Below are 13,664 nucleotides of genomic sequence, written 5' to 3'. Positions count from 1 at the left end.
ATGAGGAGGAGCGGCTTAGCAGATAGTCTACTTGGCCCGCTGAACGAGTTGCATAAATCGCTCGTAGGCGCCGTTCCAGGGCCAGGTGTTTTGCGGCAGATATTGCTGCACGGAAAAGCTGTGGCGGATGACTTCGCGAGCTTGAGCAATGCTGCCGACGGTGCCATCCGTGACTGCTTGGAGCATCACGTTGCCGATGGCGGTGGCCTCGACAGGGCCAGCCACAACTCTGCGATTGCAGCAGTCGGCAGTCATTTGGCAGAGGAGTCGGTTCAGCGAACCGCCACCGACGATATGAATCGTCTTCAATTCCCCGCCGACCAGTTCCTCGAGCAATCCCAGAACCATTCGGTAGCGAAGAGCCAGGCTTTCTAGCGCGCAGCGAATGACCGCGCCCTCCGATTGCGGCACAGGCTGGCCGGTTTGCTGACAGTACTCGCGAATGGCAGCGGGCATATCGCGTGGGGCAACAAACGCGGGTGCATCGGGGTCGACGAGTGAGAGGAGTGGTTGCGTTTCACCAGCCCGGCGTGTGAGCTCTTCCCAGCCGAACTCGTGACCTTGCTGCTTCCACAACTGCCGGCATTGCTGCACCAGCCAGAGTCCGGCAATGTTCTTCAGCACTCGGGTCGTGCCACCGACTCCACCTTCGTTCGTAAAGTTCAGTTGGTACATCCGATCGTTGATGATGGGCTGCGGCGTTTCGACACCCATCAGCGACCAGGTACCGCTGCTGATGTAGCACCAATCGGGCTTCGCGCCAGGAACACTGGCCGCGGGAACCGCCATCACAGCGCTCGCCGTATCGTGAGTGCCAGGCAGAACGACTTGCACTTCGTTCAGGCCGGTTTCCTCGGCAACGGCTCGTTTAATCGGTCCAAGTTTGTCGCCCGGTTTGACGAGTGGGCCGAGCATTTGCGTCGGCAGGTTGAACTTCTCCAACAGCGGGCGCGCAAAGTCGCCGGTCTGCGGATTGTAGAACTGCGACGTCGAGACGTCGGTGTATTCGTTGGCCTTCTCACCGGTGAGCAGCCAGTGAAACAGGTCGGGAATCATCAGCAGGCGCTCGGCCATTTCCAATAGCGGCGAATTGCTTTGCTGCATGGCGATCAGTTGATAGAGCGTATTGAACTCCATGAACTGCAAGCCCGTCTGGGCGAAGATCTCGGCCCGGGGAACCGTTTTGAAGGCTTGTTCCATCAGGCCAACGGTGCGGGTATCGCGGTAGTGATACGGGTTGCCAAGCAATTCATCATTTCTGCCAAGCAAGCCAAAATCGACGCCCCAAGTATCGACTCCCACGCTGCGAATACGGTTACCGTGCTTCGCAGCTGCGGCTCGCAAGCCTTTGACGACATTGCCCCATTGATTCAATAAATCCCAATAGAGATGCCCTCCCGCGAGCACGCCGCCATTTTCAAAGCGGTACGCCTCTTCCAGGGTGACTTGGGTGCCATCGAAGGAACCGGCCACCACGCGACCGCTCGAAGCGCCGAGGTCAACCGCCAAATAGACACTGCTCTCCGCCATGAATCACCTGCTGCCAGAAACAAGTTTCGCCCAATGTCCGACAATCGTAACAGTTGGCCCGCGATCGTGGCGAGCGGTCGAGAATGTTGGCAGTTTCCGTCAATCGCTGCTAATCTGCAACTTCCGCGAGAATCTGCAACCCACCTTTCCCACTCCCGTCGAGGCCAGCCATGCGAACCCTTCACGCGCTAGTGATTGCCATCGTCGTCATTTTTACTTTTAGTGCTGCCGATTGGCCGCAGTACCGCGGACCGAATCGAGACGACATCTCTAGTGAGAAAGGGTTGCTGACAAGCTGGCCAGCCGGCGGGCCAGCGCTCCTTTGGTCGTTCGACAAACTGGGCATTGGCTATTCGGGCGTCGCCGTAGTTGGCGACCGACTCTATACGCTCGGCGCCCGCGGCGAAACGGAGTTCGTGATCTGTCTCGATCTGAGTAAAGTTAGCGATGGAACCGTGGCGGAACTCTGGGCCCGCGAAGTCGGCCCTCTCTTCGATTTCAAAGGAAACAACTGGAGCGCTGGCCCCAGTGCTACTCCCACCATTGATGGCGAACTCTGCTACGCGCTCGGTGGCAATGGCGATCTGCTTTGCGTGAAAGTCCAAGACGGAGGCGAAGTCTGGAAGAAGAACTTGCCGCGGGATTTCGAAGCGGAGGTGAACCCCATTGGCGGTGGGCCAAAGAAACTCGGCTGGGGATTTACCTGGTCTCCGCTTGTCGATGGCGACAACCTCATTTGCGCGCTCGGCGGACCGAAGGGAACAGTCGCGGCACTCAACAAGAAGACGGGTGATCTTGTTTGGCGCAGTGCTGAGGTCACCGATCAGGCTGCGTACACTTCGCCGATGCTCGCCGAAATCGGTGGTGTGCGGCAATATGTGGTCCTGACCAACCAGGGCATGTTCGGCGTGGCTGCCAAGGACGGCGCTGTCCTCTGGAACTATCGACGTCAGCCAAAATTTGGAACCGAGGTGGTTAACTCGCCGATTGTTCGCGGCGATCTTGTCTACACGACCGTCGGAGCCGGCCAAGGCTGCGATTTGCTAAAGGTTCGCAAGGAAGGAGAGCAGTTCGCGGTGGACCTGGTGTACGCCAACAAGAACATGGCCAATCATCACGGCAACGTGGCCCTCGTCAGCGAGCATGTGTACGGCTACTCCGATGGCAAAGGCTGGACTTGTCAGAATCTCGAAACCGGCGAGAACGTCTGGATGGAACGAGGCAAGTTGCGAGCAGGGTCGCTCACCGTCGCCGCTGGCCAAATCTATTGCTACAGCGAAGACAACGGCACCGTCGCACTGATCGATGCTTCGCCCAGTGGCTGGAAAGAATCGGGCCGCTTTCAACTGCCGCAGCTTTCAAAATTGCGCAAGCCTTCAGGCCGCATCTGGACTCCGCCCGTCATCAGCGGCGGTCGGCTGTTTCTGCGCGATCAGGAACTTCTGTATTGCTACGGCATCAAGTAGCTGGCGTCCCCAGCCGGGCGGTTTCGCGGTACGATGCAGGTTGCGTCTTCTGGCTGCATTTTCCGGCTGTTCTTTCGCCCCGCCATGTCCTCGATCATCAACATCGCTGCCTACAAATTTGCCGAACTTTCGGATCTCAAACCGCTGCGCGAAGAACTGCTGCGCAACTGCAAGGCCTGGAATCTAAAGGGGACAATCCTCCTCAGCACCGAGGGGATCAACCTCTTCGTGGCTGGCGAGCGCGACAGCGTCGAACTACTGCTCTCTGTCCTGCGAGCAATCCCTGGCCTCGAGAGCCTGGCGGTGAAGATCAGCGCCAGTGAGCGGCAACCCTTCACGCGGATGTTGGTCCGTATCAAGAAAGAAATCATTGCCTTCGGCGTGGATGGGATCGATCCAGCCCGCTCGCCATCCCCCAAGCTGTCGCCGCGCGAGTTGAAGCAATGGCTCGATGAAGGCCGCCCCGTCACACTCCTCGATACCCGCAACGAGTATGAGGTGAAGCTCGGCACCTTCCAAAACGCCGTGAATATCGGTATCGATCATTTTCGCGACTTTCCGGCCGCTGTCAGTCGGTTGCCGAGCCAGTTGAAACAGCAGCCCATCGTGATGTTCTGCACCGGGGGCATTCGCTGCGAAAAAGCGGGGCCCTTCATGCAGCGCGAAGGGTTCGAGCAGATCTATCAGCTTGATGGCGGCATTCTCAAGTATTTTGAGGATGTCGGCGGCGATCATTATCAAGGCGAGTGCTTTGTCTTCGATCAGCGCGTGGGGCTCGACCCGAATCTCAGCGAAACCGAGAGCGACCAGTGCTACGCGTGCCTGACTCCGCTGACCGAAGAGGACCTGCGCGATCCTCGTTTTCAAAAGGCCGTTTCTTGCCCCTATTGCTATGCGACCGACGAACAGCAGCGGGCTCGCACATTGGCAAAACGGCGGGAGCAACTACTGGCTGCGACAACTCCACTCCCTGGCAGCGAGCCTTACGATAATCAGCGCCCACTTGTCGTTCCCTCGGCCTGCGATGGCCTCTCGCTCCTCGATTTTCTCTGCACCATCCTCAAGCATGTTCCGCGGGAAGAATGGGCGGCAATCATTGCCGCGGGGCGAGTGCGTACTCGCCTGGAAGAACCGGTCACTTCCGAGCACATAGTGCGCGCCGGTGAGCGGTACCTGCATTTGATTCCAGCGACGCGTGAGCCGGATGTCAATCCGCACATCGAGATCATTCACGAGGACGAAGCGATCGTCGTCCTCAACAAGCCGGCTCCACTGCCGCTGCATCCCAGCGGCCGCTTCAATCGCAATACGTTGCAATCGATCTTGCACACTGTCTATACGCCGCAAGTTCCCCGCCCCGCGCATCGGCTCGATGCCAATACCAGCGGCATCGTCGTCTTCGCTCGCACACGCCATTTCGCCGGCCTGCTGCAACCACAATTCGAGCGCGGCGAGGTCGAAAAGGTTTACCTCGCCCGCGTACAAGGTCATCCGCCCGAAGATAACTTTCGGTGCAACCTTCCCATCAGCGACTCGGCTGGCGAACTTGGTTCACGAACCATCGACGCTGCTGGACTCGCCGCTGATACCGAGTTTCGCGTCCTTGAGCGTTTCGCCGATGGCACCAGTCTGCTCGAAGCTCGCCCCATCACCGGCCGCACGAATCAGATTCGTGTTCACCTTTGGCAATTAGGCTGGCCGATTTGCGGCGAACAAACCTACTTGCCCGGCGGCAAACTCGGCGACACACAAACGCACGCCATGACCGATCCGCCCCTGTGCCTCCACTCATCCCGTCTCAGCTTCGTGCATCCCCTCAGTCGCCAGCGGCTAGAGTTCACCGCGCCGGCCCCAACTTGGACCAGCTATTAGTCCCTAAAGTTTGCTCAGACATTACCAAACCGGTTTTAGCGCACTCGTTGAAAAAGAGTAGGACTTTTTCAACACTCATGCGCGCCAATCCCGAGAGTTACGCTAGCTCGTGTTGAATAAGTCGCCGACTTATTCAGCACCCCCTGGTTAGGGTTGCGAGCGGTCTTCAAACAATATGAGGGAAGCACGACCATAGTCACACTTCCCTCCATCACTTTGTTCTGAACTAGCCAACTAGGCTTCGACTTCTTCTTGCGCTTCGTAATTGATCGTGCCCGCGATCTTCGTCAGCTTTTCGTCAGCAGCCTTCTCTTCTCCCAACGTCAGCTTGAGCAAGGCGAGGGCCTCTTTCATTCCCAGGATCTTCGCGAAGGTGGCCATTGTGCCGTAAGCGGCGATTTCGTAATGCTCGCACTTTTGGGCGGCAGCGATTAGAGCTGCGTCGGTAACGGCTTCCGGCATATCTTCGTCGATGACTTCCTTACCTTCTTCAATCAGTCCTTGCATCCCCGCGCACTTTTTACCGCGGGCTGGTTTCTCGAGCATCTCAAAAATCTGCTCGAGTCGACCGATCTGCTCTTCGGTCTCTCCCAGGTGCGATTCGAATGCTTCCTTCAAATGTTCGTCCGAGGCCGCTTTCGCCAGTTTCGGCAGTGCTTTCGAAAGTTGCTTCTCGGCATCGTACGTATCCTTCAAGAGATCCAAAAACAGTTCGTCCAGATTGCTCGCGCTCATGACTTGATTCCTTCGTTTGTTCGATTGGTACAACTCTGATGCCCCCTACGCTTGCAACAGTTGTTCCGAAGCAGGCAACAAAAGAGGATGATTTAGCTTGACGCCAGGAATCACAATGTTTTTCAAGCTGCGTCGACCAAACTGCAGTGAATTTCGCTTCAACTCTTGCCTGCAAGGCAGTCGAAGTGATCGATGCTCAGCCAGTTTCCACACTATGACGGCTGAACTCACTCAAGCGTTTAGTTGGATACGGTTGGTAGATAGCGCAGCACGATTCGCCTACGAGCCCACATTCTGCAGCCGCGTTTCGGTTGGCATTCGCTTGCCGAGGAATACGATGCCGATCACCGCCAGTGAAAAGCAGACGGTCAAAGGCTCCAGCTTTTCGCCTAATACGGGCACGGCAAAGAGCAGGGCGAGAAATGGCTGCACCAACTGCACTTGGCTCACGCGTACCGTACCGCCGAGCGCCAGTCCGCGATACCAGGCGAAAAATGCAATCCACATCGAGAAGAGCGTGACATAGGTGAAGCCAATCCACGCACTGGGATGAACGGCCTCCTTGGGCCAGGTGGCGATGGTCACTGGCAACGTGAGCGGAAGTGCGATTATTAGCACCCAGCAGATTGTCTGCTCCGCGGAAATGTCGCGCGCGACACGCGCCCCGCCGACGTAGCCGATGGCGGCACTAATCACGGCAAGCACCAGCCAGCCGTCGGCGAGTGTAATTCCGCTGTGACTCTTCATCGCAGCAAATATGACCACCAGCGCACAGCCTAGCGCCGCACAAACCCAAAAGCTGATGGCTGGTCGTTGGCGTAAGTAAATGGCTCCGACAATCGCCGTGGCGAGGGGCAATAATCCTGTCACGACGGCCGCGTGCATGGCGTCGACTTCGCGCAGTGCCCAGGCCAGAAAAAGTGGAAAGCCAACACACGAACCGAGGGCAGCAACGGTTAAGGCTGGCACATGCCGAAGTTGCAATCGCGGCGCGCGAGTCAGCCACAAGTACAAGATGCTCAATAGCCCCGCGAATGCGGCTCGGCCTGCAGTGACAAACATCGGCGGCAACTGCGGAGCACTTGCGGGCCCCACGGCCAGGCGCGTCATGGGAAGGGTCATCGCAAACATGGTCACGCCCAGCAGGCCCAACCAGAGGCCGCGCGTTTCATCGGAACGGCTAGTCATCAAGGAACTACGCATGAGGAAATGGGAATGGCAGCAGGCTCCAGCATAGACACGAATCGGCTCTGTGAGTTCAGGGGACGTCAGACTGCTGCATTCAATATGGAAGGTATCAGAGACGAGAATCCGAAACGAAAGTCAGACAAATTGTCGTTTCTGCCAATATTTTCGGGCGATATCGACTTATCTGGGCGAGAGTTAGCTAACAATGCACGGTCGCGCTGTCCCCACCCCAATTGACGACTTGGCCATTGGATTTGAGAATTTGTTGTTTCCGGCCCGCCTTCCTCTTTGAGCCTTTTGAGAGACCGTCATGAACCTGCTTGCTCAACAAGATCCCGATGTGTGGGCCGCTATTGAAGCCGAAGCCCACCGCCAGCAAGACGGGCTGGAAATGATCGCCAGTGAGAATTACACCAGCCCCGCTGTGATGCAAGCTGCGGGGAGCGTGCTGACGAACAAATATGCTGAAGGTTACCCCGGTCGGCGCTATTATGGCGGCTGCGAACACGTCGATGTGGTCGAAAACCTCGCCCGCGACCGCGCTAAGCAATTGTTCGGTGCCGAACATGCGAACGTTCAGCCCCACAGCGGATCGCAGGCCAATCAGGCCGTCTACTTGACGCTGCTCGATCCGGGCGACACCGTCCTTGGGCTCGACCTGGCCCACGGCGGACACTTGACCCACGGCATGAAGCTGAACATTTCGGGCAAACTGTACAAGTTCCTCAGCTATGGCGTTCGGCAAAGCGACCATCGCCTCGACTTCGACCAGGTCGCCAAGTTGGCTCGCGAGCATAAGCCGCGGCTGATCGTTGCCGGGGCGAGCGCCTATCCTCGTGAGATCCCCCATGAAAAGTTCGCCGAAATCGCCAAAGAAGTTGGTGCCAAGCTGTTCGTCGATATGGCCCACTACGCGGGCCTGGTCGCTGCCGGTTTGCACAACAGCCCGGTACCTGTGGCCGATGTTGTGACCACCACAACGCACAAGACGCTGCGCGGCCCGCGTGCGGGCATGATCATGTGCCGCGCTGAGTTGGCCAAAGACATCGACCGGAACGTCTTCCCTGGCATTCAAGGCGGCCCGCTCATGCACGTGATCGCCGGCAAGGCTGTCTGCTTCCAAGAAGCGTTGCAGCCCGAGTTCAAAGCCTACGGACAACAAATCATCGACAACGCCAGGACTTTGGCCGAAGTGCTCCTCGCCGGCGGTTTGAAACTCGTCAGCGGGGGCACCGACAACCACTTGATGCTGGTCGACGTCACTCCGCTCGGTATCGGCGGCAAGTTGGCGACCGAAACGCTGGAGAAGTGCGGAATCACCGTCAACATGAACATGATTCCGTTCGATACTCGCAAGCCGATGGATCCTTCCGGTGTTCGCATCGGTACGCCGGCCCTCACGACTCGCGGCATGGGCTGCGACGAAATGCGGAAGGTGGGCGAGTGGATTCTCGCATCGCTAAAGAACCCCAGCGATTCCGCGTTGCAAGAGCGAGTGCGTGGCGAGGTGAGCAGTCTGTGCACTCAATTCCCGGTCCCCGCTGCGGCGTTGGCCACGGCGTAACTCAATGCATGCCACACCTTCAGCAACAACACGCCGCAAATATGACTGCCTGATCATTGGCGGTGGTCATAATGGACTTATCACCGCCGCCTATTTGGCCCGTGCGGGGAAAAGCGTTTGTGTGCTTGAGCGGCGACATGTCTTAGGGGGTTGCTCGACGACGGAAGAGCTGTGGCCTGGTTTCAAAATCAGCACGGCTTCGTATGTTGTCAGCCTGTTGCTGCCGGAAATCATTCGCGACTTCCGCTTGAAGCATTACGGCCTGAATATCCTGCCGCGCAATCCTTCCTCCTTCACACCACTCCTCGATGGCCGCTCACTCCTGATGGGGCCCGATGAACGGGCCACCTGCCGCGAGATCGCCAAATTCAGCGAGCGCGACGCGGAAGCTTATCCACGCTACAACCGATTCCTTGAGCGGGTCGCCGCGGTTATCGAACCGCTCCTGATGCAGAGCGCGCCCGATCCGCTGCCAATCTCGCCCGACAAGCGCAAGATTGGAGTTGCCAAGAAACTCCGCGATGCCGGCAAGCTGCTGGAACTCTATACGGCGATGAACTCGCTCGGCGACGATACCGTCGCCGCGATCGAATTGCTCGTGGGCGCGGCTCGCCCCGTGCTCGACCGCTGGTTTGAGTCCGAAGTGTTGAAAGCCACACTCGGCACCGACGCAGTGATCGGCGCTTTTGCCTCTCCTTCCTACCCCGGAACTGCTTACGTTCTGTTGCACCACGTGATGGGTCAAGCCGGCGGCGCGCGTGGTGTGTGGGGCTATATTCAGGGCGGTATGGGTGGCCTGGCGAGCGCGCTGGAAGGTGCGTGTCGCGATTTGCATGTCGATATTCGCCGCGAAGCCGCGGTGCAGAAGATCCTGGTTCAGAATGGCCAAGTCGTCGGCGTCGCTCTGGCCGACGATACGATTCTGGAAGCCCCCATCGTGGCTTCCAGCATCGACGCCAATCAGACCTTTCTAAGAATGCTGGGCGAACAAGATCTGCCGGCCGATTTCCGTTCAGCTATTCAGAACATTGACTATTCCTCCGCCAGCTTGAAGATCAATCTCGCGCTGTCGGAACTTCCCGATTTCACCTGCCTGCCCGGAAAAACGGTTGCTCCGCATCATCGGGGCACGATTCACATTTGCGAAACGCTCGACACAATGGAGCGGGGCTTCGACGATGCCAAGTACGGCCGCCCCAGCACGGAACCGATTTTGGAATGTACCATTCCATCTGCCGTTGATCCCACGCTTGCGCCACCCGGCCAACATGTGATGAACATGTTTATTCAATACGCGCCCTACAAACTTGCGGACGGCCAGCAGTGGGACGATATCAAAGAACAGTTCGCTGATCGTTGCTTGGATCTGCTCGCGAAATATGCCCCAAACATCAAGCAAGCGGTCTTGCATCGGCAGGTTCTCAGTCCGCTCGATATTGAACGAACTTATGGCCTGACCGGTGGCAACATCATGCAGGGCTCGATGATTCCCACTCAGCTGTTCTCGCTTCGTCCGGTTGCGGGCTGGTCCGACCATCGCACTCCGATCAGCGGACTGTATCTTTGCGGCGCAGCCAGCCATCCAGGCGGTGGCGTAATGGGTGCCTGCGGTCGCAACGCGGCCGTCGAAATCCTCCGCGATCATTCTTAATTGACTCCTCTGATTTCCAAGGAAATATCCCATGTCTGTGGGCGATACCGACCTGAATGCCTGTCGAACTCGGCAACGAAGGCTGCTGGACGAAATGCAGAAGCAGAAGCTCGACCTTGTAATCGTCACCCAGATCGAGCACGTCCAGTATCTCGTTGGTCCGCGCTTCGGCCCGGTGTTTTCTCCCGCAGCAGCCGTCCGCGCCGATGGCCACCTCACCCTCAGCCAACCGAAGAAGCCCGAGCTACCAGCAGCCGCTGATGAAATTGTGACTTACGACGCGCAGCTTCACTCCACGCTCCGTAACGACCAGCGCCACGCCTCGACCGAAGTCCTCCTCAAGGCGATCCAAGGAAAAGTGAATCCCCAGCGAATCGGCGTGGAGTTCTCTTCCTTCGGCGCTCACTTCGCCCCACTCGCCGGTGAGCGAGTCGATATCGAACCCACGCTCTATCGCTTTCGCCGCAAGAAAGATCCCGATGAACTCGTCAGGTTGAAGTTTGCCATCGCCGGCACCGGCAAGATGTACGAGGCGGCTCGTCAGATTATTCGCCCGGGCATTACGGAGATTGAAGTCTTCAATCATCTGCAGGGTGTCGCTGTCGCCGCCTATGGCGAAATGCTCACCGGAACCGGCAACGACTATCAATGTGGCTCTCGTGGTGGTCCGCCACGCAACAACCGTCCCGCCGAAGATGGCGAACTCTACATCCTCGACCTCGGCCCCGCTTATCGCGGCTACTTTGCCGACAACAGCCGCGCGATCGCCGTCAACGGCAAGCCCAGCGACGAGCAACAAACGGCCTGGACGCACATCATGAAAGTCTTCGCGCATGTCGAGAAAAGCGTAAAACCCGGCAAAAGCTGCAAAGAACTATTTGACGAAGCGCAAGCGATTCTCGATCAAGCTCCGCTAGGTGTCTTTAATCATCATTTGGGTCACGGCATTGGCCTCTTCCCGCACGAAGCACCCCACCTCAATCCCAACTGGAACGACATCTTCGAAGTCGGCGACGTCTTCACCTGCGAACCCGGCCTGTATGCCCCCGAGCTACGTGCTGGCATGCGACTGGAGAATGATTACCTGGTGACGGAGACCGGAGTGGAGTGCCTGAGTAAATTCCCGATGGAGTTGTAAGCGGAAGTAAAACCGCAGAGGCGCAGAGGACGCAGAGAAGAGAAAACACTTGAAATCTCCTCTTCTCCGTGCTCTCTGTGTCTCCGTGGTCTAATCTCCCTCGGTTTCCTCTTAGGAGCCTGCTCATGCCCCGTGAAATCAACTCCATCACCGGCGACATTATCACCGCTGCAATCGAAGTTCATCGTCACCTCGGCCCCGGCCTGCTGGAATCCGCCTACGAAGTCTGTCTTTGTCACGAGCTATCCGCCCGCAATATTCCCTTCCAGCGCCAACGAGAGCTTCCGGTTGTGTACAAAGGCCTGCGGCTTGATGCTTGGCTATCGGATCGATGTCTTGGTCGAAGGGCAAGTGATCGTTGAATTGAAAGCCGTCGAGTGTCTCGTTTCAATTCATTCCGCACAACTGCTCACTTACTTGCGCTTAACCGGCTGTCACGTCGGCCTGTTAATTAACTTTAATGTCGTGCTCTTGAAAGATGGCTTGAAGCGCCTGATCAGCAGCCCCGCACCACCCGAGTAACTTCGCCCGACCATGTCGAACGGACTCAATCAACCTCAGCAGGATGCAGTCAATACCTTGCGCGGGCCGCTGCTCGTGCTGGCGGGTGCCGGTAGTGGTAAGACACGCGTAGTGACGTTCCGGATTGCCAATCTGATCAAGCATGGCATCGTCCCCAGCCGTATTCTGGCGGTCACCTTCACCAACAAGGCCGCGGCCGAAATGCAGGAGCGTATCGCTGGACTGCTGGGCAAGCAAAAAGACAAGCCGCTGATCTCCACGTTCCATTCGCAATGCGTGAAAGTGCTCAAGCGGCACATCACCAAGTTGGGTTACCCGCCGCGATTCACCATCTATGACCGCGGCGATCAGGAAAGCCTGGCGCGGCAAGTATTACGAGAGATCCGCGTCTCTGACGAAATGATGCGTCCCGGCGACTTGATCAATCAAATCAGCCGCTGGAAGACCCTCTCGCTCCATCCGGCCGCCACCGCTCAAGTCGCCCAAACCGATAAGGAGCATCTCGCTTCGATGGGCTACCGCAAGTACCAGCGGGCGCTAAAGAACTTCGGCGCAGTCGACTTTGACGACCTGCTGCTCTGTACTGAAGAGTTGTTCGAAAAGCACAACGATGTCCGACTCGCCGAGGCAGGACTCTTCGACCATGTCCTCGTGGATGAATATCAAGATACGAATGGCAGCCAATATCGGATTATCAAAGCCCTGGCCCGCGATCATCGCAATTTGTGCGTAGTGGGCGACGACGATCAATCGATCTACGGCTGGCGTGGGGCCGAGGTGAAGCACATCCTGCAGTTCGGCAAAGACTGGCCCGACGCCAAGACGGTGCGCCTCGAATACAACTACCGCAGCACCGCCGCCATCCTTGACGCAGCCAACAAGCTGATCGTATTCAACAAGCATCGGCACGATAAGATTCTGCGTGCCGCTCGGCCCGGAGGGGAGAAGCCTCGCATTCTGCAGTACAACAGCGAAGTCGACGAAGCGCGCGAAGTGGTCGCCGACATTGCCCGCGTCATCCGCACCGAAGGTCGCGAGGCGAAGGACTTCGCGATCCTGTTTCGTACTAATGAACAGCCGCGGCCGTTCGAGACGGAACTTCGCAAGGCCAAGCTGCCGTATGTGGTGCTCGGCAGCCAGTCGTTCTTCGACCGCAAAGAAGTGAAAGACCTGCTTTCGCTATTGCGGACGATCGAGTCGCCGCGTGACGAGCAGGCGATGCTGCGCATCATCAACACGCCCCCGCGCGGCATCGGAGCCAAGACTGTTGAGGGAGTCATTGCCGCCGCCGTGAAGTCGGGCAAAACTGCTTGGGACGTCATGTCGGGCCCGCAGTTGAATACTATTTGCACTGGCGCTACAGCTGACAAGGTGCTGCGGTTCGTCGACATGCTCAAAAAGTATCGCGCGCATGCGGAGATGATTACTAAAGCTGGTAAGCAGCGGCGTCCCGCTGCGCTCGCCGAATTGCTGCGGCAGTTAGTGAGCGAGATTGGCTACGAAGCGGAACTCAATCGCCTCTATCCCGATCCCAATGAGCGTCAGAATCGGCTGGCGTCCATCGAAGAAGTGGTCAACGCCGTCGCGCAGTACGAGCAAGGGAAGAGCGAAGTCTCGCTGGGAGACTTCCTCGACGAAGTCACTTTAGGCGAGCGGGAATTCGGCGACACGAAGGACAAGCAGCTCAGTCGCAATGCGATCGCCTTGTTGACGATGCACGCCTCGAAGGGGCTGGAGTATCCGCACGTTTATATCGTCGGACTCGAAGAGGGGATCCTGCCACACCATCGCACGCTCAAAGCGGAATCGGGTGACGACATCGATGAAGAGCGGCGGCTGTGCTACGTCGGCATCACCCGCGCTGAAGAGAAGTTGACGCTATCGCTCGCACTGACGCGAATGAAGTGGGGCAAGCCGCGCGATACTCAGCCCAGTCGCTTTTTGTTCGAGATCATCGGGCAAGCAGAGAATCCGCGGGCGAAGGGCAAGCGTTAAGCG

11 protein-coding genes are annotated in these 13,664 nt (G+C 57.8%); 8 read left to right on the top strand and 3 right to left on the bottom strand.

Going from position 1 to position 13,664, the window contains the following annotated elements; all coding sequences use genetic code 11:
* Positions 1–27: 27 nt before the first annotated feature.
* A complete protein-coding gene (locus ETAA8_RS16970; RefSeq protein ID WP_145090720.1) occupies positions 28–1,530 on the bottom strand; it encodes a rhamnulokinase in 1,503 nt (500 codons plus the stop codon).
* A gap of 170 nt (positions 1,531–1,700) precedes the next feature.
* Between ETAA8_RS16970 and ETAA8_RS16965 the strand changes: the two genes are divergently transcribed.
* The gene (locus ETAA8_RS16965; RefSeq protein WP_145090717.1) at positions 1,701–2,996 is read left to right on the top strand and encodes an outer membrane protein assembly factor BamB family protein; all 1,296 of its coding nucleotides are present in this window, start codon (positions 1,701–1,703) and stop codon (positions 2,994–2,996) included.
* Positions 2,997–3,029: 33 nt separating this feature from the next.
* Complete coding sequence (gene trhO, locus ETAA8_RS16960) at positions 3,030–4,868, top strand: oxygen-dependent tRNA uridine(34) hydroxylase TrhO (RefSeq protein ID WP_238397400.1); 1,839 nt, start codon at positions 3,030–3,032, stop codon at positions 4,866–4,868.
* A gap of 234 nt (positions 4,869–5,102) precedes the next feature.
* On the opposite strand, the gene ETAA8_RS16955 is transcribed toward trhO, so the two are convergent.
* On the bottom strand, positions 5,103–5,603 hold the full coding sequence (locus tag ETAA8_RS16955; protein ID WP_145090714.1) for a ferritin-like domain-containing protein: 501 nt from the start codon (positions 5,601–5,603) through the stop codon (positions 5,103–5,105).
* Between the two features lie 279 nt (positions 5,604–5,882).
* Positions 5,883–6,791 carry a DMT family transporter gene (locus tag ETAA8_RS16950; RefSeq protein WP_145090711.1) on the bottom strand — a complete coding sequence of 303 codons (909 nt, stop codon included), beginning with the start codon at positions 6,789–6,791 and terminating at the stop codon, positions 5,883–5,885.
* 310 nt (positions 6,792–7,101) lie between these two features.
* Here ETAA8_RS16950 and glyA point away from each other — a divergent pair, with 310 nt between their 5' ends.
* The 6 genes from glyA (at position 7,102) to ETAA8_RS16925 (ending at position 13,661) form a co-directional block, all read left to right on the top strand.
* Complete coding sequence (glyA, locus tag ETAA8_RS16945) at positions 7,102–8,355, top strand: serine hydroxymethyltransferase (protein WP_145090708.1); 1,254 nt, start codon at positions 7,102–7,104, stop codon at positions 8,353–8,355.
* Between the two features lie 4 nt (positions 8,356–8,359).
* Positions 8,360–10,006, top strand: a complete 1,647-nt coding sequence (locus tag ETAA8_RS16940) for a phytoene desaturase family protein (protein WP_145090705.1) — start codon at positions 8,360–8,362, stop codon at positions 10,004–10,006.
* A gap of 31 nt (positions 10,007–10,037) precedes the next feature.
* Positions 10,038–11,144 (top strand): M24 family metallopeptidase, encoded by a 1,107-nt coding sequence (locus ETAA8_RS16935; protein ID WP_145090701.1) that lies wholly within the window; start codon positions 10,038–10,040, stop codon positions 11,142–11,144.
* Positions 11,145–11,269: 125 nt separating this feature from the next.
* Positions 11,270–11,506: a GxxExxY protein gene (locus ETAA8_RS35290; protein WP_238397399.1), complete on the top strand. Its 237-nt coding sequence runs from the start codon at positions 11,270–11,272 to the stop codon at positions 11,504–11,506.
* On the top strand, positions 11,457–11,666 hold the full coding sequence (locus ETAA8_RS35285) for a GxxExxY protein (RefSeq protein ID WP_238397398.1): 210 nt from the start codon (positions 11,457–11,459) through the stop codon (positions 11,664–11,666). The genes ETAA8_RS35290 and ETAA8_RS35285 overlap by 50 nt, the downstream gene beginning before the upstream one ends.
* A 12-nt stretch (positions 11,667–11,678) precedes the next feature.
* Entirely contained in the window at positions 11,679–13,661 is a 1,983-nt protein-coding gene (locus ETAA8_RS16925; protein WP_145090698.1) for an ATP-dependent helicase, read from the top strand.
* Positions 13,662–13,664: the final 3 nt, after the last annotated feature.

It is taken from the genome of Anatilimnocola aggregata, from assembly GCF_007747655.1.
Classification (GTDB): Bacteria; Planctomycetota; Planctomycetia; order Pirellulales; family Pirellulaceae; genus Anatilimnocola; species Anatilimnocola aggregata.
The sequence above is the reverse complement of the archived record's forward strand: the minus strand, read 5'-3'. Positions and strand labels throughout refer to the sequence as shown.